Below are 23112 nucleotides of genomic sequence, written 5' to 3'. Positions count from 1 at the left end.
TAGGTATAAAGGTGGTGACATCATAGCCGAGTGATACTAATTGCCCGAAGCTTTCTCATAGCAGGTAATAATGGTGAGTGGTGAAATAAGTTGAATGGAGAGTGGTTGTAAAACCATTCACTTAATCAACCCAATCAACCACTCACTCAACACACTAATACTGTTGTTTTCTTTGATCAAGAACTTCTTTCAATAATATGTCATTGTTTAGCTGAAAGCTAAAGGCGTAAAGCCGAAAGCGGAGCAGCAAACAAATAATGAATTGGCAAAAAAGCTTTATGCTTTTCGCTCAAAAGAAATTCAGGTGCCTATATCGGCGGTGTCTACCTCTTCCCATTCCGAACAGAGAAGTCAAGCCCGCCAGAGCCGATGGTACTGCGGTAAAACGTGGGAGAGTAGGTCGGTGCCCAATCTTAAAAGCCCCAAAAGGCTGAATCGTGAAACCCTTCATCTATCTGATGAGGGGTTTTTGCGTTTACAATAAATCCACCCCATCCAGGACAGGTGTTCGCTTTTCGCAAAGTACCCAAGTTAACCTGTACTTTCTGAAAATCAACAAGTTGAAATCCAATACTTTAACTGTTCGCCATATTCCTACCTAAAAACAAAGCCTGCTATAAACCAATAACTTAACCTTTTACTAAAGCCCAGCCCGAACACCCCCGAACACCCGCATGCTCCTGACCCGAACACCCGGGAAAACAATAGTGTACCGTACGTGTTTATTATTCACAGTAGTTACAGAAAAGTAATTGGTTTCTAATTTATTAAAAAAACCATGCTATATTTAACTACTAACGTTATTCAATAAGTTAAAAGCCGGTAGATTTAAAATTAAAACTTAGCACATGTTTATTTACACAGGGAAAAATATAGAAACCGGGGAACAGATCACCAAAGAATTTGATACTGATCATGAAGCAAGAAACTTTATCGACGATAATTTGATACAATACCCACAATACAAGGTATACGAAGATGAAGAGGATTATATTATTTACTCAAATCAAATTGATGATGACGCCGAGGCCTCAGCCCGGGAAAATATGTACCCTGTAGGGGATGATAGTGATTATTGATCATGCTATACCCAGTCTTCGAAGTAAGTAAACAGCAACACGATATATAAATTTCTAATCAATCAATTTGTAACCAAAACCGCGGACATTCAGGATCTGTACGGTTGTATCACTCAACAGATACTTGCGGAGCCTGGTGATATAAACGTCCATGCTACGGGCGTTAAATGGAGTATCATCCCCCCATATTTTGAGCAATGCTGTTTTGCGATCCAATAACTGGTTTTTATGGTCGATGAGCAATTGAAGGAGGTCGGCTTCCCGTTGCGAGAGGCTTACCGCTTTCCCGTTATCCATCAGTTCCAGCCGGTGATGGTCGAAGTAAAAATTGCCTACCTTATTAATTGCCGTGACAGACGAATAAGAACTATTAGCTGGTTCCTGTAAACTCGTCCTGCGATTCAGGCTTTTCAGTCTTAATATTAATTCCTCCATGCTGAAGGGTTTTTTCATGTAATCATCTGCGCCTGTTTCAAATCCTTTGATCACATCCGCAGTTTGTGTTTTGGCAGTCAGGAAAATAATAGGAATCAGCTTATTCACTTTGCGGATATCTTCGACCAGTGAGAACCCGTCCTTACGCGGCATCATCACATCAATTACGCATATATCGGGCTTGTTGTTATTAAAAAAGCTCCAGCCTTCTACACCATTTGCGGCAATGGTGAGTTCAAAACCCCTGGCATCTAAAGTTTCTTTAACTATAGATGCTAAAACTGCCTCATCTTCTACCAACAGCACTTTTATCTTATTCATATTTGAGGAAATTGAATGGTAAGCGTAGTGCCCGAATTTAACTTGCTTTTAACTGAAATAACACCATTTAAACTCGTTACTAATTGCTTAACATAGCTTAATCCAAGTCCGTAGCCTTTAACTTCGTGTAAATTGCCTGAAGGCACCCTATAAAACTTATCAAAGATAAACGGCAGATACTGATGGTCAACACCCGGGCCGTTATCGCTGACGATTAATTGCCAGCCTTTTTCAAAAGGGTTAATTGTTATGGTAACTTTTACATCTTCACCGCCATATTTAATGGCGTTATCCACTAAATTAGTAATGATGGTATCTATGATATAGCCATCTGTAAAAACCTTCTGTAAGCCCGAAGGATTTAGAAATTCGATAGAATAACTGGCATCCAGGGTAAACCTTTCGATAACCGAATTAATTAACTCATTAATATCAGTCAAACTTGGTTTGGCCAGTTTATCGCCATTTTCATACCTGGTTATATCCAGGATCCGGTCTACATTATGATCCAGCTTCTCTAAGATCTCCGTATTGATTTTTAAGTAGCGTTCTGCCTTTTCCGGTTCTGCGATACCTCCATACCTGTATAGTGCTTCGTGCGTTGATTTTAAGATGGAGATGGGGGTGCGGAGTTCGTGCGTGATATTGCTTATAAAATTATTTTTGATATGATCCAGCTGCATTTGCCGCCGTATGATGATCCACATATAGCAAAGACTACCCGCAGAAAGGATGATCAAAAGAAGGGATATAATGGCGGGGACAATATTCTGAGCGAGAAGAACCTGGCCTGTGTTACTAAAAACGGCTTCTATGATAGGACTGTTTTTAGCATAGTTAATATAAGCAGTTATTTTACCAGGTGGAAGATGCTGTCGGTTTTTTAACAACAAAAGATTAAAAGGCAAATCGATGTTGTTCCTTTTTAATTCGTCCTTAAATATGGCCTTCAAAGTATCCAGCCTCACGGTGTTCATTAAAGTAGCCGACATGAATTGGGTTTCGGCCAGCATTACTTTTAGGTGGTATAAATTAGCCGGATTTACTGCAACCTGTTCTATTTTTGCAGTGTATGGCGGGTGTTTAACATCTTCATAAAATACCTTTAAGTGCAGAGATGTATCCTTCTCCACTACTTCTAATACCGATAAAAAAGGCGACGGCGATTTTAACGAAAGCGGAAGCTCGCTGCGTTGCACATGGTAGTTATCGATGCTTTTTTGAAGTGCATCTGACAGTTGTTTGTTGAGATTTAGCTCCCCGGTTTTGTACGTGTTATATACCCAATAACATTGAAACAGGATAATGCCACCGGCTGTAAGCGCGGCGATAAGAAATAAAAAGGTAAGTCTCTTTTTCATCCGGTGGCATTATATAACGCTGCTCAAAGATAAGTTATTTGGTAATGGCTATAAATTTGCATTGATGGCCGATGACAGGTCGCGTTTAATATCGGGACTGATATTGGTAGCGAAAGTGATCACACCTTTCTTATTGATCACCAAGCTGGTTGGCCACCCGCTCACTTTATATTGCTGATCAATGGCTTTGGAGCCAGGAAGTATAGTGTAGCTAAATTCATGTATTTTGAGGAATGCCTGCACCTTTTTAACGTCATCAAAAGTTAGCGCCAGGAAAACCACTTTATCAGGGGTGTACATTTTAGTAATTTCGTTGAGTTGCGGCATTTCCTCTAAACAGGGCGGGCAGGCAGTGTACCAGAAATTGAGCACAACCACTTTTCCTCTCAACAACTTTAATGACCATTGCCGCCCGTGCAGGTCCGTTAAGTTAAAATCTGCAGCGGGTTTATTCACCATCGCTTTTACAACCAGTTCATCTTTGGCGTTTTTTTCATTTATTTCCTTCATATTATCATCCGTTAACCTCACCAGGTGCAATATGCCTTGCGCCCTATCGCTTTCCTGGTGCCCAATGAATAATGCGCCATTCCAGGCGTTCCTTACACTGTCAATCTTGTCTTTGGTGATAAAGTTGCCGTCCGGCATCATATAAGTAGTAGCAGGTATTTCCTGCTGATTTACAGATGGCCTGGCTGAGGAAGTTTTTTGAGCTGCAACGTTGCCGGCACGGGTTTGAGCTTTAGCAGCGATAGTGCAGATGCTTAAAGCAGCGATAAACCAATAAGTTTTCATTTGGAATGGAGTAAATTTTGAGATTTGCGAATTCATATTTATTGTTGAATTTTTATTTAATACAAGAGTTGGCTTTGATACAGATTAGTGTAGCCCTGGGAACAGAAAAATGTATTTTTAATTAGGCTGCCGATTTGTAATAGTTTCATGGTGTAAAACTATTTAGTAATCGACCTCATCTTTGTTAAAGGATAACTAAAGAGTGTTAACTAATGTTAACTGAAAATACTTTGCAATGATGTTGTCCTACTGATTAAGTTCATTTAATTCAAATTCATCCGAAAACTGGGTTGTGTATAACGTCAGCTTTGGTGTTTTTGTAACTCTTACTTCGTTAACTCATACAAAAATGAGTGGTGCTTATTGGCTTTTGTTGGAGTTGTCTCGGTGAGTGCTCGAAAGATTTTTAGGATTCATGTCATTGCGAGGCACGAAGCAATCGCATACTATACAGGGCGTAAATGCAAAGTTCGCGATTGCCGCGCTGCGCTCGCAATGACATACTTAATGACATGCTTGTTGTTGGGTTATAAAACCTATGTATTATCCTCATTTTTTTGGTTCATCCGGCAGGTACCCGTAATGTATCAGCGATAAATCAATACCAATAAAAAACCTGCCGTTGCGGGGCAGGTCTTTCATTCAGTTATAGTACAGTTAATAGTTAGCTTATTGAATAGCGATGATCTTGTACAGGATCCAGCTGTCGGTTTCGAAAACCCGTTTGTAGTTGATGCCGCTGTTAACCACCCGGATTAGGGGGATATACTTGTTATTAAGCTGCGTGTAGCCCGTGAACGGGTTTTTAGGAGTGGCAACAAGTATATAGTCGTCGTAATGGTAAGGGGTTTCTATGGCGCTTAAAAAAACGTTTTGGTAAGGCAGCGTTAGCCTTTTAATGTCGTCGGTAAATGCGGCAATGGGGTACGCTATGGCATCGTCCATCAATACATGCGAATTTTTGGGCAGACTGTTAATGTAGGCGGACACCTCCATTATTTCACTTTGATCGGTATTTGGTTTGCGGTTTATAAGCGTGGTGATGAAGCTCTTCTCATCATGGATAAATGATTTGGACAGAAAAATATACCCGGTATACAATTGCATTAAAACAACGATGAACACGATGGGCTTAAACAGTTTTTGATTTTTGACGGTTTTGGCTTTAAATATGAGGCACAATAAAGCAAGAATCAAAAAGATGAGGTAATACTCATAGGTAAGGAAAAGCTTATCATACTTAATATGCAAAAACTCAACAAAAGCGAATGGCGTTAAAATAGTTAATGCCTGGTAGGTGCTTTCTCTGAAAAGGTAAATGGCTACCAAAATAAGCGGGCAAAAATATATAACCCTTACAGAAACTAATATAGAAAGATCTGGCAGCTGGTAGTTGGTGGCCGCGGTGCTCATATCGTAATTAAGCTTATCTACCAGTACATTCCAGGTGGCGTAAGGGCTTTCGATAAAATAATCCAGGTCACTTGCATGGGTTAAATTAAGCAGTTTGTAGGATATAACCGAAGCTATGGGCAGTATAAAAAGGATGATGTAAATAGCAAATGTTTTGCCTACAAGCTTACGCCGTAACGATGGGCTGTTGAAACTCAGGAACAGCCTGAAGATGGATTCCTTTTCGCCCAGGTTTAAGCTTTGCAGGGTAATGGCTAATACCAGCGGTATAAAAAACAGGCAAATCCATATAAACTTATAATCGCAAAAAATAAGGGTAACTAATGACATGCTGGCCAGCGAAACGTGAAACGTGGTGTTTGACCGGTAAAACTTGAGCAGGTTAAAAAAGAACAGGAAAAAGAAGATTAGCACCAGGTAAATGGCCTTGCCGGATGTGGCTACGTAAAGCATCCCGGGATGAAAAAAGAACAATATGGCCACCATGCACACATAAAAATCATCGTTTTTTATGCGGGTGTTCATGGCTGATGTAATGATGTAAAACAACGCTGCCGTACCCAATGCCGATGCAATTACCGGCGCCAGGAAAGTACTGATGAAGCTAAAAATGATGGCGCAATAAAAAGGCAGCAGCGGTGCTGTAAGGCCCATTACTTTAATGCGGTTACCAAGTCCTTCAAAAATGATCTTGGTTTTCTCGATGTAAAAAATATTTTCCTGGTTATAGTAACCCCAATGGTTCATATAAACACCCACCACCATATAGTATGCGGCAAGCATTACAGTTACTATAAACAGAAATTGACTTTTTGATATGATCATTTAACAACGTTTGTGGGGTTATTAACTTTACTTAAACCATGGTTTGTTTTTTCCCAGTAAAACGGATTGGTTATTAACTGGTATAAACCCATATAGGCCGCTGCCGAGTGCATTAACCAGTAAACGGGATTGGCAATGGCAAACAATATCAACTCAAAATACCTGCGTTTAAATACAGCCATCATGTTTACGTATATCATGAGTATGTTGCCAACCATGAGGTTAAATATGGCCATAAACAAAACCCAATCAGGAAACAGGCTGCGGATGGTTGAAAAATCAAATACCAGGTAACAAATAAAAATGGCCAGCAACAGCGGGTAAACCAAAAATGTAGCCGATGTGGCGCCAATAAAAAAGTTGAAGCCCATAAAACCTTTCCAGCCAATTTTTTTAACAAGCCCAACCGGGTTGCGCATGTGCACCAAATAGGTTTGCATATAGCCCTTGATCCACCGCGACCGCTGACGAATCCAGTTGATAGGGTCGTTGTTGGCTTCTTCGTAAGTAGTGGAGTTGATGATGGCAACTTTATACCCTTTCGCGTATGCACGTACGCCCAGGTCGGCATCTTCGGTTACGTTAAAGGGGTCCCAGGCGCCCAGCTCAATCAAGGCATCCATTTTAAAATGGTTACTGGTGCCACCCAAAGGGATGGGAATATCAAGGGTATCCAATCCGGGTAACATATAATCAAACCAATAGGAGTACTCTAAAGTAAACATACGGGTAAGAAAATTCTCGTTGCGGTTAAAGTAGTTGAGCGCGCTTTGGATACAGATGTAATGCTCAGGTAATTTGGCAAACAGGGCTATTACTTTTTTAAGCTGATCTGTATCGGGAATATCCTCGGCATCATAAATGGTTAAATACTTGCCCCTTGAAAAATGCAGACCATAATTACATGCCTTGGGTTTGGTTTTGGGCATATGAAAAGGCACCACAATCACTTCAAAAACAGCCGGGAAATCGAGGTTTTGAACAGCTTGTAATGTTTTATCATCATCCTCCTCAATCAATAGTTTAACATCAAGCTGCTCGCGCGGATAATCTAAACTTTGCAGGTTCCAGATTAATTTCTTGATCAGTTTATCCTCTTTATAAACTGGTAACAGTACGGTGTAAGGGGGTAGTTCGGCGTCAACAATATGATGCACTTCCTCTTTGGTAACCGCCTGGTGCAGCTCGAAACGCGAACCCACCAATGCCAAGAACAGCTTAAATATAATAGCCACCAGGAAAAACATGCTGATGATAACATTTATAATGATGGATGTATTTTTAAAGCTTAATACCATCCCTATGGCTATGATGGCCAGCAGGCTAAAAATAAAAACAAGTTGCGGTGTTGTAAAGGTGATGGATGCCGAACTTTTCGGGTCGCGGCGTAAAAGTTCATACACCGATGCCTTAACATATTTTTGGCCTAATAACTTATGGCTTAACCAGGTAATATCCAGGTCATAGGCTACAATTACTTCGGGCTCCATATCAAAGGTGAACCGGATAAAATCCAGGAACAGCTGGTTTGTAGGATCGGTCATGAGGGTTATCACCCGGTTGTTTTCAACACGCAGGGGAAGTGCCACATGATCATTGGCAAATTTGAGCTCAACTTTTTTCAGCACTTCGGGATCAAAAGCCTCTTCCCTTATTGGTGCAAAATGATAGCCGGCATTACTTAATGAGCGGTCGTAGTTTTTGCGGGAGATATAACCAAAGTTAAGGGCGATCTTCACATATGACATCCCCGATTTTTCTGAAAATTTTTTAATTTTTTCCTGATCGCCTGGCGTTATAAACCCGTCATTAACCAAAAGTTCAGGAATTGAAATACTCATTATATATAAATAAAAATGTTAAAACAACTTAGAAGCTATCTAAATTTGATTTATTAATGTTTTTATACTCCTGATGAAGCACATCTCCTCGCAATGACGGTCTATTTTTTTATTTTTAGACAGCTTCTTATATAATTAACCCGCCCGCGGTTAACTATCGACTTAAGACTTTAAACTTTAAAAAGTTAATCGTTAAACAGATCCTGTGATTTTTGAACTTTCGACCTAACGTACAGGAATGATAACAATATTAATATCAGTATGCCCAGCAGAATGTACAGATTGTAGCTGTCCCAGAAACGGGTAAGGCCACTTTTGGTATCAATATACTGCAGGTTATCGCTTGATTTATTGATGTTAAACAGGTATTTGTTGGAGTTAACATCAGATATACATACGTTACTTGATAGTGTTGAAAGCTGTTCGGTAATTGATTTTGATGCAGACAGGAAGGCTTCGGCAATATGGGTACCTGTTGCGGTGAGCACCAGGGTAGCGTTATTGCTGCGCCCGTAAAATATCTGAGCGAGGCCTTTCGATACCGTATCTGATAGCGAGTACACTGGCGAATTGTTATCCGTATAATACAAGATGAAGTTTTTATCAAATCTGATTGGCGCATCGGAGAATTCCTTCATCAGCTTATCTTCTTTTGACAACAGCGCAATGATATTATATTTTTTAAGATCAGGTGATGGGATAGAATCTGAGTAAGTAAACTCCGGGAAGTTATTGGCGTTAATGTTGTTATTTAATTCATAAATGATTTCGCCCAGGGCACCGGCAGCATATTTTGCATAATTCCTGCTAACAACTATGCGGGTGGTACCGGTATTAAATGCTTCCGGGTACTGATAAAAGCTCAAATCGCTGGTAACGAAAGGGTTTTTTGATTCCAGGTACGATTTATCTACGTCAACTTCGGCAAAAAAGTTGGTAAAGCTATCCTTACAATGTCCGCTTACCGGGTAAAATCTAAACTCGGCCTCCAGTGTATTATATTTATGGTGCTGGTAACGGTTAATGGTAATGGCGGTATTTAATTTACCGGTTGCATCCAGTTTTTCGCTGCTGATAAGTAAACCGTTAAGATAGATGTTAAAGTAACCGCGGTCGGTAGCGTTTAACGCGCTGTAATTAGCAACAAACCTTATTTCAACTTCTTTTGGGGTAAAGCTAAAGTCGCTGTTTTTAAAGGTATATGCACTTTTTAATGAACCAATTCCGGATAAAAAATCACTCACACCACCTACCTGTTTTAATGAAAGCTTTGAACGGTTCTCATCAATAGTTTTGGCGAAGGTGTTTTGGGCGTTTTGAATTAACAGGTAATCGCCATAAGTTGAATTTAAAATATTCATATTACCCAAAGCGGTAATTGCTTTCTCATATCCGGTATCGTCGCCGCCGGTTACAAATAATATTTCTTTAACAACGTTTTCCTGCGTTGCGGTTTTAACCGGCATGAGCATGCCATTGGTTTCAACCATGCGGATATTGGTATCGGTAACCAGGCTTATTGATTTGTGCAGGTAAAACAAACCCTGGTTGTTTTGCGGGGTAATTTTAACCAGGTCGCGCATTTCTGGTTTTAATGATGCAAAATTACCCACCTTAATATAGTTTCTGACACTATCGGGCAGGTGAGTTTCATCATACACCATAATGTCTCTTGTTTGGGTCTTTTTAAGCCTTGCATAAGCCCATGCTACTGCTTTTAAATCATGCAGGGTAGGGTTTTCGGGGTAAACAATAGCCTTTTTTGAGTCGAAACAGTTGCTGATGTTTACGTTATCAAAAAAGTTTTTGCTGCTGCGGATAAGTGACAGGTATGAGTAATTTTTGATTTTTAACCACATAGCCGGGTTGTCCAGATCACGGCAAACATCGTCTGTTATGGTAAGCAGCGTTTTGATCTGTATTTTCAGGAATTTATCGTTGGATAAATCGGCCCTGGTTAGGTTAAGCGTTATTTTTTGGATAGAATCTTTTGTCATCCTGCCGCTGTAGGCCGGTTTGTTGTTTACAACAACATTGATGTAGGAGCGGTCTTTTAATAAAGCCTGCGAAGGCTCAAAAAATAAAACCACTTTACTGCCATTCATTTCGGTAAGCGGGGTGATCTTAAAATAAAATGAATTGGCGCCACTCATGCCATATATCATATCGTCCTCATGGCCCAGCGTTTTAAAGGTTACAATATTTTGTGCTTTTGATGCCGTGCTAAATAGAAATAAAAAGGCAAAAAGGGCTAAAAATTTATTCATCTGGTTGTAAATAATTAATTTATAACGTAAAATTCTACTCTGAAATAATTACCGTTTTCATCACTACGGTATGATAGTTCGCCACCCATTTCCTGGGTCATAAGCTTGGCTATTGAAAGGCCAAGCCCTAAGCGGCTTTCGGTAATGCCCGATGTATCATTAAGGGTTTTTAATTTGTTGAACATCATATCCAACTCATCCTGCCCTATGGTTATGCCTTCGTCAATTATTTCGAAAACAAAACGCTGGCGCTGAAGGCTGGTTACAACCTTTATAGTATTATTGGTTTGTGAAAATTTTATGGCGTTTGATAAAAGGTTTTGGAACACCTGCCCTGCAAATACCTTATCTAATTTTACGTTAAGCGGCAGCTTTAAAATATTATCAACAAGGTGGATGTTTTTCATCTGGGCGGTTTCAATCAGCCCTTTAAAAACATGCATTACCTCTATATTGATATCAAAAAACTCCAGGTTAAATTTCATCTCCGGCGATTCGATCTCCTTAACATCCATGAGCTTATTAAGCATATACTGCATTTTTTCGGCAGAATCGGCTATAAAACCTACAAACTCTTTCTGATCATTACTTAACCGGTAGTCTTCCTCCTTGATCATGTTATTACTCATCACAATGGAGCCAATGAGGTTTTTAAGATCATGGCCTGCAATGTTGATGAAGCTGTTCTTTTGCCCATCAAGCTTGCGCAACTGCTCATACTGCATATCAATAAGGTTGTTTTTCTCATTGATAGAGGCGTTTTGTTGCTTTAATTGTTCATTTGATTTTTCAATCAATATTTGCGATCTAACCTCCCGCTGCATCACCTTGAAACGGGTGTTTGGTATAAGGCATGATATCACTGAAATGATGAAAAATAACTGACCGCCATTGTTAATCACAATATCCAGGTTAAACTCATGCTGCAAGTTGAAAAATATGGCAAGCAATAATATGGCTAATAAAAACTGAATGATGGAGTTAACAGGTTCCCAAAATACCTGCAGGTTAAAGAATAATATCAGCGTGGCAAAAAGGGAGTAATAGATATTTAAACTTTGTACCGTTACTATGTTACAAAGCACTGCCGATGTAACAGATAACAACAGCATGGCAACGTGAAGTAATATCCGGTAATCGTACTTTTTATACTGGATATAACTATGCAGGCCATATATTATTAAACAGGTAATAATACGTACAATGAAAAATTGTATCCAGATATCCTGTGTGTATATAAAATCAACTATACTAAAGAGGGGGTAAAGAAATATAATCGTCCAAACGATGTTGTTGGTCTGGTACCATGCTTTTTTTGAGGTCTCTTTTATTAATTCTTCTTTGGTGATCTGAACAAACATTATTCGCTATCTTGAAATTATAAATTAAAATTAAGGCCTATGCGGGTTAATGGGTTTAAGGGCAATGTGATGAAAAACAAATTTATATGTTTTACGCAATTCATAAACTTTTTGTTAATATTATTGTCCATAACAACAAATTGCGTTGTTGCAAAAAGTAGTCCAAAAAAGGACGGGCTACGTGCACTGGCTTTTAAAAGGTCATACTCCTTAAATAATGGGATTAGTTTTTCGTGGCTGGAGCAAACCTGGAGCAAAAAACCACTTGAACAGGGGGCTATAAAAGACGCTGATTTTTTGCTGTTAAAAAAGCTTGGTTTTAGAAGTATAAGGCTACCCATAGCTTTTACATTCTTTGAATCAGCAAGGGTACCTGCTGAGGAAATACTGGGATACATTGATAAAGTAGTTAAGCAATGTCATAGATACGGATTTAAATTGATATTGGATTATCATGACGGAAAATTAACAGACGCCAACTACCGTGCAGAAACTCCTAAAATTATTGATTTATGGGTAAAACTGGCTAAAAAGTATCAATATACCAGTGCAAACGACGTTTTTTTTGAGCTGTATAATGAGCCACCCCACATGGATCCCAATGTGTGGAAAGATGCGATTTATAACATAGTAACCGCCATACGTAAGATTGATAAAACACACACTTTTATTATAGGTGCATCAAACTACAATAGTATATATGAACTGAGCCGGTTTGTAAGGTTTGCAGATGAGAATATCATCTATACCTTCCACTTTTATGAACCTTTCTTTTTTACCCACCAGGGTGCTGAGTGGGTAGGGAACCAAGTGGCAACAACCGGGGTATCATTTCCTTATAATGCGGAAAATTTTCCAGTCCTCAACCCTAAAGCGAAGGGTACAAGCGGCGAAATTAATTATGAGCTGTATAAACGCGATGGCAACGAGCAATCGGTAAACGATAAACTATGGATAGCGAAAGCCTGGGCTAATAAATATGATGTGCCGGTTATTTGCGGCGAGTATGGCGCTTATAATAAATATGCCGATGTTGATAGCCGTTGCAGGTATATTAAAGCAGTAAGACTGGCGTTAAAAAAATTGGACATACCGGGGATGCTTTGGGATTATAATGGCACGTTTTCTATATTTGCCGGCAAGCCATTAATGGGTAATTTACCTGCCTGTATGCACGATGCTATTGGTTATAAAGCATCAAAATGATGTAACATTATTAGGCTTTAAATGTTACCTTTGAACATTAATAATTTGTTATGGAATTTTTTGTAGAAAAGCGCAGGGAAGTAATGAGCCATATTGAAAAATTCATGCTCGAAAAGATGTATGATTTTTTAAAGCCTGTAGATACTATTTGGCAACCATCAGATTTTTTGCCTGATTCTTCAAGAGATACTTTTTTTAATGAAATTAAGGAATTACAGGAAAGCGCCCAGGGACTTAGCTACGACCTCATTGCGGTTTTAGTTGGCGATACAATTACTGAAGAAGCATTACCAACTTATGAATCATGGCTTACCATGGTTGATGGTGTATCAAAAGACGAAGCTGGTGGCTGGATGAAATGGACCCGCCACTGGACAGCCGAAGAAAACCGCCACGGTGATTTGCTGAACAAATACCTTTACCTTTCTGGTCGTGTAAATATGCGTATGATGGAGGTTTCAACCCAGTATTTAATTGCCGATGGCTTTGATATTGGTACCGGAACCGATCCTTACCGTAACTTTATATATACCTCTTTCCAGGAGCTTGCAACAAACGTGTCGCACAGGCGTGTGGCTTCACAGGCTAAAAAAGATGGCGATACCCTGTTATCAAAAATGTGTGGTGTAATTGCCGGTGATGAGGCCCGCCATGCAAAAGCTTACAAATACTTTATTGAAAAGATTTTTGAAGTTGACCCCAATGAGGCCATGATTGCCTTTGAGGATATGATGCGTAAAAAAATTGTGATGCCGGCCCATTTCCTGCGCGAAGTTGGTTTAAAAATTGGCCAAACCTTTGGTCACTTTACCGATGCGGCCCAACGCTTAGGCATCTATACAGCCATTGATTATGTGGATATACTAAAAGAACTGATAGAAGACTGGCATATTGAAAGTACTCCCGACCTGAACGAAGCCGGCGAAAAGGCCCGTGATTATATCATGAACCTACCCAACCGCCTGGTACGTGTAGCCGACCGTATGAAAAATCCAATGCTTGAATATAAGTTTAGCTGGATAAACGGCTAAGGGTTTATAAAAATATTAAGAAGAGACGCATGAAAATGCGTCTCTTTTTGTTTGAGGGAATATTATGGGGCCTTGGTTTTATTAATTATCGCCTTCCCTTACACAACGCCCAACTCTATAATCATCTATAACCAAACAACCTTTTGCTCGCTGTTATGAGGCATCCCAATAATGTCCCGATATAATTCGGGCTTGCGGGCGTTAATGTAGCGATAACCACCTGCCTTAACCAACGCGTCGGGCGTAAGCTCGGCAATAACCAGTTCATTGGCTAATGATCGGCATTCGGCCATAATGTCGCCGTAAGGGTCAACAATCATCGAGCAACCATTCTTCAACTGCTCGCCATCCATCCCAATAAGATTACTGAATACGACGTAAATGGCATTGTCGTAAGCACGCGCAGGCAGCCATTTCATCAGCCATTGCCGGCCCTTTAATCCATCAAACTCTTTGCGCAGCAATTCGCTGTTGGCTTCTTTATCTTTCCATAATTCAGGGTCAACAAAGCCGGCACCCGGCCTGGTTGATGGGGTGCACATGGTAACATGTGGCATAAAAATAACCTGGGCGCCCAGCAGTGTTGTTGCCCGTACATTTTCAATGATGTTATTGTCGTAACAAATAAGTATACCGCATTTCCAGCCGTAAAGGTCAAATACGGTGTAACTGTTGCCTGCGGTGATGTGCGGGTTAATAAAAGGGTGCAGTTTGCGGTGTTTAGCAATAAGCCCGGTTTTATCTACACATACATAGGCTTTAAAAACGGTACCTGTATCGTCTTTTTCAAAAAGGCCGGCTAAAATGGCAATGTCAAACAGCTTCGCATATTCCGTTAGTTGAGCAATGCTTGATCCATCCGGAATGGGTTCTGCCAAATCCAGCATTTGTTGTTTTGTAAAGTTCATGGCAAACGAGTACCCCGTTATGCAACATTCGTGAAACGCAATTGCTTTTGCCCCCTGCGCAGCGGCCTGGGCAGTTAGTTGTTTAATTATTTCCAGATTATAAGCCTTGTCGCCGCTTTTGCTTTCAAACTGTGCCGTAGCAACTTTAAAATTTTCCATTTTTTATAGGTGACAATTAATTTTTATCACGTCAAAATTAGGAGCATTCTCAACTTCGGCATTGTAAAAAACCGACAAAATGCTATCAATTTACAGGCATAAAGTTAATGGCCAGCAGGTGGTTATTCGCCTTGTATTGTAGTGGCGTTACGCCGGTATTTTTTTTAAAGTAATTATTGAGGTGGGCCTGGTCGTAATACCCGCAAGCGTAGCTAAGTTCGGTAATGGTTTTTCCGGAGGGGTGCTTTTGTAGCTGTTTTAAAAAGTGTTGAAATTTAATAATATCGGCAAACCTTTTTGGGGAGGTACCAATATGCTCGCTGAATTTACGCTCTAATTGCCTTTCCGTTACCGGGATGCTTTTTAATAGGCTTTCAACGGTAAGCATACCTTTGTTTTTGTAAATGGTACTTAATGCCATTTGCATAACAGCATCAGGGTTTTTGATGGTTGTTAACCGGGCTATCAAAAATTTTTCAATTATAGCAATGGCGTTGGTGATATGGGGGACATTCAAAATTTGTTCCTCAAGATATTCCGCTTCCCGACCGAAGATATCGGCCAGGCTGATAATGTTATTGTTTAGTTCGCAGGCGGCAATGTGCAAAAGGGTAAATAAGGCATAGGGTTGTAATACCACCACCAGCATCCCCAGTTTGCCATGGGATGTGATGCTGTTGTAATTGGTTATTTGTCCATATACAAAACACCTGGGCTGCAAGTGTAAAAGGTTGTTTTCGCTGTGCCGGTATAAAGGGTCTTTAAAGTGAAAAACTATTCCTGGGTTACCGTCCGAAAATAATCGGTAGTTCAAGTTTACAGCCTCTCCGCCATCTATAATTAAATAGTGTTTAACGATGGATGATAGTAGAGGTGTTGGCAATAATTGCATTCTTGGGCTTTACTGTTCAATGCTAATATAATGTTTTTGTTATTCTCGCAATAAAACAATGTGGACGAAAGGGCTTCCCTGCATGCCATTTTTGTATCCTCCTGGTCTCCTTGAAAAGGGACCCTCCTTAGTCCATTTGCAAGGTATCGAACAGGAGCTTTGGATCAGTAAGCGATTATTTGAATTTACTTTATTTTTTTACAATCCACATCGCTTTTGTAGTATCTAATGTCAAACTAATTTCTTTACAGGAAATACAACTCCTCACTTCATTCTTGAAGAGGTTTTCTTTTATTCTAATTATTGAAGGCAGACTTGTTTTCAGCTTACCAATACTGATTTTATAATAGGTTTTAAAATCGTGGTTATCCTTTTGAATTACAAGAATTCGTAATGGGTTATAGTATATTTCTACCGGATTTTGTTCAACCAGCGTTGTATAAAAATGTTCATCCCTTTTTTGTATTATACTATATCCACCATCCGAGTTGCCTTCGCCACGAAATAAATATATGTTATATCCTATCCGAATCTCTTCGTCAGTATTTGGCTTACATTCCGCTAAACAAAAGATTATACAGAAAACTATAAAAAGATTTAATGATCGGTAGCGGTTAAATATTGCTTTGTAGGAAGTGGTTGGCTCCATATGTATCTTTGATAAATGTTTTTGTATCCTCAGGGGCTCCTTGAAAAGGGATCCTGAGGTCATTTGCAAGGTATAATACTATTTAAATTTGATCTGCATGGTACCTCAGAGTCCTCTGCGAGAGACCCTGAGGGGATGGAAGCTGTAGAATCCCAGACTTACGAAGTTTTTAAAACTTCGTAAGTCTTTCGCCGTTTGGCATTTCCCCTTTAGAGTTTTGCCAAATTTTATCACTCAGCAAGACAGTCCTTTTTTGAAACGATCACTATTCTCCCTCCACCTTAAACCCCGGCTTACTATACCCTTCTGCCACATACTCATCCGGAATCTGGATATGATTCCCATCTCTCAATGAGGTATAATGCGGCGACATGATCTCCACGCCGGCTTCGTTAAACTTATCCTGTATGTTTTGGTGCAGACGGGAATAAATTGCGGCCATTTGGTTTGATAAAGCAGTGTAAGCGTTTAGCTGGTAACTCACATTAAAATCATTCAACCCGGTTTGGAGCACAAAGGGTTTTTTATCGGTCATGATACCTTCTGTAGCTTCGGCAGCGCTGATGAGCAGGTTATGTACGGTTTGCCAGGGCACATCATACCCAATAGTAATGGTAGTGTTTAATACCAGCCCCATGGTTTTTGCTACAGTTGAGTAATTAACGGTATGCCCGCTTAATATAGTTGCATTAGGTATGGTGATATCTTCGTTCTTGATGGTGCGCAGGCGGGTTACCAACAAGTTTTTCTCTATCACATCGCCCATAACTTCACCTACTTTTATCCGGTCGCCAATTTTGTAGGGGCGCATATAGGTAAGCACAATGCCCGCTACCATATTTGAAATGGCCGATGAAGATCCCAGCGAAAACAAGATACCCAAAAACACGGTAACCCCCTGGAAAATCTTGGAGTCGGACCCGGGCAGGTAAGGGAAGATCACCACAAACATAAACGCGAATAACAGCACCCTGATAATGTTATAGGTAGGCAGGGCCCACTCGGCATAAAAACCATTAATGGTAAAGTTTCCCTGTGCTATTTCATTGGCTATAAATTTTACCAGTTTAACTATATAACGGGTTACTATATAAATAACCGTTATGGTAAGCAGGTTGGGGATATAATGAACAATAGCCAGCAGAATGCTTTTAAATGGCGTTACCACATAACCCAGCAACTGTACCGCAATAGGTTTTGACGATGGGAAAATAAAAAACAACACCGGCAACGCCAGGTAAACCAATATAACGATAATGATAACCCGCACTATTCTCAGTAAGCCGGTAACTAATGGTAAAAGGCGATGTGCATAAACAACCGGCGCGCCCTGTGCCGCCAGCTTATCTATACGGGTTTCCCAGGCCTTAAGTAATTTGAGCTTTACCCATCTCGAACCCTTAAAAAGTGCCCATATCAACACTATTAGCAATACGATAACTGCAATAGCTTCCAGGATATTGGTAACAACTGTTTGTGTATTATTGCTTGTAAAATAATTGCCCAGCTTTGTTTTAAGGATATTTAAATAGCTGGCAGCAAGCTGCGGGCGGTTCAACTCGGTATAGGTGGCATCCTTATTATTTACTGCCAGCACAATTTGCGAGTTGTAGTTGATTACCGAGAGGGTGGAATCATTTTTTAAAGTAAGCGAATCGGGGTTAAAATCTATCCGGTTTACCAGTGCCTCAATGCGTTTGGTTACAATGGCAGCTCTTTCTGCCGGTTCAAATAAGCCCTGGCCGGCATAAAATTTAAAAAGGGTATCGCGGTTTATAATTACCGGTTCGCCCGGGGGAATAGTCTGTACTATTTTGCCTTTGGTGGCAGTTTGCGCGCTAACTGTTACGGATGCTATTAAAAAGATTATCAGCAGGTAATAAATATTGCGCATAAGTGGTTTTTATGCTAAAGCTAAAAAATATATTCCATTTTTTTAGCCCTCCTGCACCAGGTCGGTACCCCGGCTGCCAGCTACATCCTTAAATAATCTATTCAGGATTGATTCAATGGTTAGCGAGTTTACATCATCTACATAATGCTCATTTCGGGTTATCCACAGTTCAGAACCGTGTATGCTCAGGCTAAACAAAACACCTTCATATAAATCCGGCTGACTTATTTCCAGAACTTCATCTTTTCCGCTTATGGTAAACGAAATATCACTATGCCTGCACTCCTTGAACAGCGGGTTAAGCTTGTGATGCAAAATGTTAAATAATTCATGGATATGAATGGGCGAATGGAGGGTTATAATTTTCATGGCAATACATTTGTATTCCTTAATATTACAAAGCACTTTTGTTATTGTTTCAAATAGGTATGCCATTGCCACGCTGCGCCGGCAATGACATATGTTACGCTTATTATTAAAATCATCACCTATGAACTACAAATTACTCGGCCGCTCGGGCCTTAAAGTTTCTGAACTATGTCTTGGTACAATGGGTTTCGGTACCGAAGCCGGCTGGGGTGCCGATGCGGCAACCAGCTTTGATATTATGGATGCCTACGCCAATGCGGGTGGCAATTTCCTGGATACCGCCAATATGTATAAACTGGGTACCAGCGAGAAGATCATTGGCGACTATATGAGTAACCACGACCGGGATTATTTTGTGCTGGCTACCAAGTATACCCTAAAGGATAACATAACTAATCCCAATGCATCCGGCAATAACCGTAAAAACATGATGCGCAGCGTGGAGGAAAGCCTTAAACGCCTTAAAACTGATTTTATTGATGTTTTGTACCTCCACATCTGGGATAACATTACACCCATTGATGAAGTATTGCGTGCCCTGGATGATTTGATAAAGCAAGGCAAGGTGACCTATGCTGCCATAAGTGATACCCCTGCCTGGGTGGTAGCCAAAGGCAACACTATGGCCGAACTGATGGGCTGGAGCCAGTTCATAGCTTTACAGGTGGAGTATAGTCTGCTGGCCCGTACGGCCGAGCGTGAACTGATCCCGATGGCTAAACATTTTGGGATGACGGTTACACCATGGGCTCCTTTGGCCGGTGGAGCATTAACAGGTAAATACTTAAAAGGCGATAGGGGGCGTATAAAGCCAGAAAGTAAAAGACTGGATGCCCGCAGTGAAGCCATCACCAAAGTTGGAATGGATATTGCTAGAGAGTTGGGAGTATCCGAAAGCCATGTAGCCCTAAACTGGACCCGCCAGCAATATTTTTCATGTATCCCGATTGTGGGTGCTACCAAAGTGAATCAATTGCTGGATAACCTGAAAGCTGTTGATGTTACCCTAAGCGCCGAACAAATGAAACGCCTGAGTGACGCCAGTGCTATTGAACTTGGTTTTCCGGGCGACTTTTTTAATGAAGATGCAGTTAAAAATAACTCCTTTGGTGGGTTTTATGATAGAGTAGAAAAAAGGTAAGCATAAAATTTATGGTTAAAAAAATATTACCTGTTGTTACAAAAGCCGAACTTGAAAATGCTGGCGACGATGCCTGGGATTTCTTATTCCTTTTTATTGACAAGTATTATGATTTAATGCAAACCGGAGATGTTTCGGAAATTGCCGGATTTTTTTATCTAAAACAACAAACGCTAATCTTATTTAACAATTTATATGGGCAGGTAGTTAACGGAGGCTTTTTGCAGTTGATATTTAATGGTCATAGTTATATTTTAAATAAAGCATTTAGTAATAACATCCGGCTTTGGGGGGCCGAGAAGCTTGCTGCAACCGTTGATAAAGCCATACACTTTTTTTTGCTTAAAAAGGACGAATTACTTAAACTGAATACTAATGAAGATTTCTCAAATATGTATAAACAGTACCCTGAGTTTGAAAGTATCGACAACGAGTTTTATGAAATAATGGACGACGAAACCAAAATCATCAGAGGGTATGTTGAGAGCAATATTGATGCATTCGCCCGGATAGTATAGATGTAGCCTTTAAACTGGATAATTATAATTTACCTGGTAATTTTATCATCCAATTTTCTTCGTTCTGTGGTGCTCATGGCGGCGGTCCTCGTAATCATCCTTTTTGTGGAGCTTTTCCCGTTTACGGTTTCTGTAAAAATACCGGCCTACCCGGTTAAAAATGTGTTGGGACTTCTGAATAAAGCGGGAATCCCAATGGTCAAACTTTCCGTTTAGGGCCATTGTGCCAAATATAATGAAGCCCGCAATCATTACAATAACAAAAATATGGAGGCCGTCGGTCAGGAATTCTATCATGATAGATATCAATAAATATAATGTATTCACAACGGCAATCTTTATGCCGTTTTAGCTACGGCCGTGGATAAGTGGATTTTAATGTTTTATCAGGATAACCGGCTCCCTGGTAAAACTACCCAAAATGCAAAGCAATAAATGAGCAGGCTTACTAAAATTGTTTCAAATAAGTGGGGCTAACAAGTGCGCCATACAGGATATAAGCAGGCTCATCAAGGCTAAACCAGGGATCTTCCTGGTATTGCAGCAATTGGATGCTTTGGGCGGGCATATAGCTTTGGGCCAGCAGGAATTTTTTATGATGAGCGGCATTCTCCACCACATTCATCACCATAAAGCAATGCCCCGGCGAACCTCCTTTTATAAACACATCACCGGTTTTAACGTTGTTGGGGTTTTGAACAGTTTTTAGTTCCTTTTGCAGGGAGAGCGTACCTGCATAACTGAAAACCAAAGTCATATAGTTTAAAAAGTTAGGATAGCTGTAATCCTTTTTTGCTTTTAGTATCCAGCGATCTTTACTATAACGGTAGCCATCTGCATAATGCACAAAATCGCAGCGGAAACCACTGGTAAAATTAAAGGAGATATCTTTGTATTTCTTTTGGCTATATAGGTATTCGCCACGCAGGCGCATTACAGCGTCGGCACATTGCTGCAGGTCGTATTTGCCCACACTTATATCCACAATGCCGGCGGTGTAGGCTTCTGTACGCGCCACTTTACCCTGGTAGGTTAAACATTGCGAGCCATAGGGCTTAAGGGGCAAAGCCTGTAACCATGCACCAAAACTACCAGGTGCTGCCGGGCTTTGCTGGTAACCTGCAGGCGTTTTAAAACGGGTTACCACGTTATCCGTTTTTACCGGGCCTGTTACCAACCCAAACAGTATCAGCATTAAAAAAACTTTCATAATGTTTTGGCTTTTTTTAGTTGCTGATAGGGATTGAAAGGGACTGGTAAGTCATTCACCAGTTTAAAGGCTGAAAAATGCAAATGCGTAGGAGACCGTTTTTTATAAGCGTTGTAGCCGGTACGGCCGACTTCGGCAATTTTTTGGCCTGCTTTAACTTCGTCGCCGGGCTTTACAAAAATGTTGTTGTTGTGGGCGTAATAGGTAATGTCACCGTAATTATCGTATATCCAAATATATTTTCCGCCACGTAAGCTGCTGTTGGTTTGCCAGGTATCGCTGCAAGCTATCACAATGCCATAATCAACAGCTACTACATCAACAGTTTTGCCGGTTTTATCGTCTATGCAATCCTGGTTTTTATCGTTAATAAATATGTCATGGGCCGGGTGTGCCGCATGTTTGTTTCCATCCAGGTAATTATAACCCTTATCGGAATAGCCGCTTCCATTGCCTCCTATGGCATGATAGTTATAACCCCGGAGCGGAAATGCCCAGTTATCCAAAGCCTCAGGCACATGCCTGTTTTGAGTAAGTTGCCGGATTAGTAATTTAAATTGTTTAGCAGCATCTGCTCTTTTAATCGATCCGTTTAGTACGGCAGTATTAAGTTCGTTAATGTGGTTACAAATGGCTTTATCGTCTTGAGCGTGGGCCGCAAGCACACCAATTAACATTCCAAAAAGCAGTACAATTTTTCGCATAAGGTTTATCCTGAAGAATAAATATAACTAAATATACTTCAGAATATTATCCCTCAATTTTAATATCGTATTTAGCCAGCAGGCCAGGCAAACCGTGGATAGAGAACATGGCTTTTTTAATCATGTTATCGTCCGGATCGATAGTGTAATTGTAGGAGCTGCGCAGATCGGCAGCTTTCAATATGGTGCGGCTAAAAAAAGCCCGGTTAAGGTTGCAGTTGATGAATTTGGCTTCGGTGAGGTCGGCTTCGGTGAGGTCTGTCTCGGTCATGGAGCAATCTTTAAAAAGGGCCTTTTTGTTCTTCTTTTTATAAAAGATGGCATTATCAAGAATGCAGCCTTCAAAATGTACTTCAAACAAAAAATCGCGGGCCTTGCCAAAGTTCAATCCAACGAGTTTGCAGTGCTTAAATTGGATGTTCTGAAAACCGGTATCGCCTGCATCGGCAAGGGCCAGGTTGCAGCCATCAAACACGCAATCGATAAAAATTACACCATTGAGGTTGGCATGGGAGAGATCGCAGGAAATGAATTTACAGTTTTCATAGGTGCGGTTGCGGCCGGTGAGCTGTGTGGCCGGGGTTTTGGTAAAAGTTTCGTCCTCGATGTGTTGCATTTTGCAAATCTATAAGATCGGGGCATTTTATGGGCCGATCAAAAAAAAGATTTTATAAACCTTGCTCGTACCTGGGCTTTTGATGGTTTAATTTATAACATAAGGTGGTTTGCCTCA

Annotated in this window: 21 protein-coding genes and 1 rRNA gene; 6 read left to right on the top strand and 16 right to left on the bottom strand. The window is 40.4% G+C overall.

Going from position 1 to position 23112, the window contains the following annotated elements:
- Positions 1-300 precede the first annotated feature (300 nt).
- Both rrf and AC1DYB_RS26995 read left to right on the top strand, forming a co-directional pair.
- Positions 301-412 (top strand): 5S ribosomal RNA (rrf, locus tag AC1DYB_RS27000).
- Between the two features lie 436 nt (positions 413-848).
- Entirely contained in the window at positions 849-1079 is a 231-nt protein-coding gene (locus AC1DYB_RS26995; protein ID WP_477396839.1) for a hypothetical protein, read from the top strand.
- 54 nt (positions 1080-1133) lie between these two features.
- Here AC1DYB_RS26995 and AC1DYB_RS26990 read toward each other — a convergent pair whose 3' ends face one another.
- The 7 genes from AC1DYB_RS26990 to AC1DYB_RS26960 all read right to left on the bottom strand — a co-directional run bounded on the left by AC1DYB_RS26990 (position 1134) and on the right by AC1DYB_RS26960 (position 11698).
- Positions 1134-1835 carry a response regulator transcription factor gene (locus AC1DYB_RS26990; protein ID WP_477439605.1) on the bottom strand — a complete coding sequence of 234 codons (702 nt, stop codon included), beginning with the start codon at positions 1833-1835 and terminating at the stop codon, positions 1134-1136.
- A complete protein-coding gene (locus AC1DYB_RS26985) occupies positions 1832-3196 on the bottom strand; it encodes a sensor histidine kinase (protein ID WP_477439603.1) in 1365 nt (454 codons plus the stop codon). Before AC1DYB_RS26985 ends, AC1DYB_RS26990 begins: the two co-directional genes overlap by 4 nt.
- A 48-nt stretch (positions 3197-3244) precedes the next feature.
- Positions 3245-3991, bottom strand: a complete 747-nt coding sequence (locus AC1DYB_RS26980) for a TlpA disulfide reductase family protein (RefSeq protein ID WP_477439601.1) — start codon at positions 3989-3991, stop codon at positions 3245-3247.
- 669 nt (positions 3992-4660) lie between these two features.
- Positions 4661-6229 (bottom strand): hypothetical protein, encoded by a 1569-nt coding sequence (locus AC1DYB_RS26975; protein WP_477439599.1) that lies wholly within the window; start codon positions 6227-6229, stop codon positions 4661-4663.
- Positions 6226-8070 (bottom strand): glycosyltransferase family 2 protein, encoded by a 1845-nt coding sequence (locus AC1DYB_RS26970; RefSeq protein ID WP_477439597.1) that lies wholly within the window; start codon positions 8068-8070, stop codon positions 6226-6228. The genes AC1DYB_RS26975 and AC1DYB_RS26970 overlap by 4 nt, the downstream gene beginning before the upstream one ends.
- 185 nt (positions 8071-8255) lie before the next feature.
- Complete coding sequence (locus tag AC1DYB_RS26965; RefSeq protein ID WP_477439595.1) at positions 8256-10337, bottom strand: cellulose biosynthesis cyclic di-GMP-binding regulatory protein BcsB; 2082 nt, start codon at positions 10335-10337, stop codon at positions 8256-8258.
- Positions 10338-10351: 14 nt separating this feature from the next.
- Positions 10352-11698 (bottom strand): sensor histidine kinase, encoded by a 1347-nt coding sequence (locus AC1DYB_RS26960; protein WP_295714503.1) that lies wholly within the window; start codon positions 11696-11698, stop codon positions 10352-10354.
- A gap of 69 nt (positions 11699-11767) precedes the next feature.
- Between AC1DYB_RS26960 and AC1DYB_RS26955 the strand changes: the two genes are divergently transcribed.
- Both AC1DYB_RS26955 and AC1DYB_RS26950 read left to right on the top strand, forming a co-directional pair.
- Positions 11768-12904 (top strand): glycoside hydrolase family 5 protein, encoded by a 1137-nt coding sequence (locus tag AC1DYB_RS26955; protein ID WP_477439593.1) that lies wholly within the window; start codon positions 11768-11770, stop codon positions 12902-12904.
- Between the two features lie 50 nt (positions 12905-12954).
- A complete protein-coding gene (locus tag AC1DYB_RS26950) occupies positions 12955-13935 on the top strand; it encodes an acyl-ACP desaturase (protein WP_477396856.1) in 981 nt (326 codons plus the stop codon).
- Positions 13936-14060: 125 nt separating this feature from the next.
- On the opposite strand, the gene AC1DYB_RS26945 is transcribed toward AC1DYB_RS26950, so the two are convergent.
- The 5 genes from AC1DYB_RS26945 to AC1DYB_RS26925 all read right to left on the bottom strand — a co-directional run bounded on the left by AC1DYB_RS26945 (position 14061) and on the right by AC1DYB_RS26925 (position 18806).
- Positions 14061-15002: a nitrilase-related carbon-nitrogen hydrolase gene (locus AC1DYB_RS26945; RefSeq protein WP_477439591.1), complete on the bottom strand. Its 942-nt coding sequence runs from the start codon at positions 15000-15002 to the stop codon at positions 14061-14063.
- Positions 15003-15087: 85 nt separating this feature from the next.
- Positions 15088-15894, bottom strand: coding sequence for a helix-turn-helix domain-containing protein (locus AC1DYB_RS26940; protein WP_477439589.1), 807 nt, complete (start codon positions 15892-15894; stop codon positions 15088-15090).
- 190 nt (positions 15895-16084) lie between these two features.
- The gene (locus AC1DYB_RS26935) at positions 16085-16543 is read right to left on the bottom strand and encodes a hypothetical protein (protein ID WP_477439587.1); all 459 of its coding nucleotides are present in this window, start codon (positions 16541-16543) and stop codon (positions 16085-16087) included.
- A 265-nt stretch (positions 16544-16808) separates the two neighbouring features.
- The gene (locus tag AC1DYB_RS26930) at positions 16809-18437 is read right to left on the bottom strand and encodes a mechanosensitive ion channel family protein (protein WP_477439585.1); all 1629 of its coding nucleotides are present in this window, start codon (positions 18435-18437) and stop codon (positions 16809-16811) included.
- Positions 18438-18479: 42 nt separating this feature from the next.
- Complete coding sequence (locus tag AC1DYB_RS26925) at positions 18480-18806, bottom strand: hypothetical protein (protein WP_295714487.1); 327 nt, start codon at positions 18804-18806, stop codon at positions 18480-18482.
- Between the two features lie 121 nt (positions 18807-18927).
- Between AC1DYB_RS26925 and AC1DYB_RS26920 the strand changes: the two genes are divergently transcribed.
- A complete protein-coding gene (locus tag AC1DYB_RS26920) occupies positions 18928-19947 on the top strand; it encodes an aldo/keto reductase (RefSeq protein ID WP_477396867.1) in 1020 nt (339 codons plus the stop codon).
- An 11-nt stretch (positions 19948-19958) separates the two neighbouring features.
- Entirely contained in the window at positions 19959-20465 is a 507-nt protein-coding gene (locus AC1DYB_RS26915) for a DMP19 family protein (RefSeq protein ID WP_477439583.1), read from the top strand.
- Positions 20466-20510: 45 nt separating this feature from the next.
- On the opposite strand, the gene AC1DYB_RS26910 is transcribed toward AC1DYB_RS26915, so the two are convergent.
- The 4 genes from AC1DYB_RS26910 to AC1DYB_RS26895 all read right to left on the bottom strand — a co-directional run bounded on the left by AC1DYB_RS26910 (position 20511) and on the right by AC1DYB_RS26895 (position 22995).
- On the bottom strand, positions 20511-20792 hold the full coding sequence (locus tag AC1DYB_RS26910; RefSeq protein WP_477439581.1) for a hypothetical protein: 282 nt from the start codon (positions 20790-20792) through the stop codon (positions 20511-20513).
- A 121-nt stretch (positions 20793-20913) separates the two neighbouring features.
- Positions 20914-21675, bottom strand: coding sequence for a DUF4846 domain-containing protein (locus AC1DYB_RS26905; protein ID WP_477439579.1), 762 nt, complete (start codon positions 21673-21675; stop codon positions 20914-20916).
- On the bottom strand, positions 21672-22379 hold the full coding sequence (locus AC1DYB_RS26900; protein WP_477439577.1) for a M23 family metallopeptidase: 708 nt from the start codon (positions 22377-22379) through the stop codon (positions 21672-21674). The genes AC1DYB_RS26905 and AC1DYB_RS26900 overlap by 4 nt, the downstream gene beginning before the upstream one ends.
- A 46-nt stretch (positions 22380-22425) precedes the next feature.
- A complete protein-coding gene (locus AC1DYB_RS26895; RefSeq protein ID WP_477396876.1) occupies positions 22426-22995 on the bottom strand; it encodes a pentapeptide repeat-containing protein in 570 nt (189 codons plus the stop codon).
- Positions 22996-23112: the final 117 nt, after the last annotated feature.

The sequence above is a fragment of the Mucilaginibacter sp. P2_A4 genome (assembly GCF_056405015.1).
Note: the sequence above shows the minus strand (reverse complement) of the source record. Positions and strands in the feature narration are given on the sequence as shown.

Bases quoted from the DNA above. Each gene is read 5' to 3' on its own strand.
- AC1DYB_RS26955 (WP_477439593.1), top strand. From the start codon at position 11,768: ATGAAAAACAAATTTATATGTTTTACGCAATTCATAAACTTTTTGTTA.
- AC1DYB_RS26945 (WP_477439591.1), bottom strand. From the start codon at position 15,002: ATGGAAAATTTTAAAGTTGCTACGGCACAGTTTGAAAGCAAAAGCGGC.
- AC1DYB_RS26970 (WP_477439597.1), bottom strand. From the start codon at position 8,070: ATGAGTATTTCAATTCCTGAACTTTTGGTTAATGACGGGTTTATAACG.
- AC1DYB_RS26915 (WP_477439583.1), top strand. From the start codon at position 19,959: ATGGTTAAAAAAATATTACCTGTTGTTACAAAAGCCGAACTTGAAAAT.
- AC1DYB_RS26900 (WP_477439577.1), bottom strand. From the start codon at position 22,379: ATGCGAAAAATTGTACTGCTTTTTGGAATGTTAATTGGTGTGCTTGCG.
- AC1DYB_RS26935 (WP_477439587.1), bottom strand. From the start codon at position 16,543: ATGGAGCCAACCACTTCCTACAAAGCAATATTTAACCGCTACCGATCA.
- AC1DYB_RS26980 (WP_477439601.1), bottom strand. From the start codon at position 3,991: ATGAAAACTTATTGGTTTATCGCTGCTTTAAGCATCTGCACTATCGCT.
- AC1DYB_RS26905 (WP_477439579.1), bottom strand. From the start codon at position 21,675: ATGAAAGTTTTTTTAATGCTGATACTGTTTGGGTTGGTAACAGGCCCG.
- AC1DYB_RS26895 (WP_477396876.1), bottom strand. From the start codon at position 22,995: ATGCAACACATCGAGGACGAAACTTTTACCAAAACCCCGGCCACACAG.
- AC1DYB_RS26940 (WP_477439589.1), bottom strand. From the start codon at position 15,894: ATGCAATTATTGCCAACACCTCTACTATCATCCATCGTTAAACACTAT.
- AC1DYB_RS26925 (WP_295714487.1), bottom strand. From the start codon at position 18,806: ATGAAAATTATAACCCTCCATTCGCCCATTCATATCCATGAATTATTT.
- AC1DYB_RS26985 (WP_477439603.1), bottom strand. From the start codon at position 3,196: ATGAAAAAGAGACTTACCTTTTTATTTCTTATCGCCGCGCTTACAGCC.
- AC1DYB_RS26975 (WP_477439599.1), bottom strand. From the start codon at position 6,229: ATGATCATATCAAAAAGTCAATTTCTGTTTATAGTAACTGTAATGCTT.
- AC1DYB_RS26960 (WP_295714503.1), bottom strand. From the start codon at position 11,698: ATGTTTGTTCAGATCACCAAAGAAGAATTAATAAAAGAGACCTCAAAA.
- AC1DYB_RS26995 (WP_477396839.1), top strand. From the start codon at position 849: ATGTTTATTTACACAGGGAAAAATATAGAAACCGGGGAACAGATCACC.
- AC1DYB_RS26930 (WP_477439585.1), bottom strand. From the start codon at position 18,437: ATGCGCAATATTTATTACCTGCTGATAATCTTTTTAATAGCATCCGTA.
- AC1DYB_RS26990 (WP_477439605.1), bottom strand. From the start codon at position 1,835: ATGAATAAGATAAAAGTGCTGTTGGTAGAAGATGAGGCAGTTTTAGCA.
- AC1DYB_RS26965 (WP_477439595.1), bottom strand. From the start codon at position 10,337: ATGAATAAATTTTTAGCCCTTTTTGCCTTTTTATTTCTATTTAGCACG.
- AC1DYB_RS26950 (WP_477396856.1), top strand. From the start codon at position 12,955: ATGGAATTTTTTGTAGAAAAGCGCAGGGAAGTAATGAGCCATATTGAA.
- AC1DYB_RS26920 (WP_477396867.1), top strand. From the start codon at position 18,928: ATGAACTACAAATTACTCGGCCGCTCGGGCCTTAAAGTTTCTGAACTA.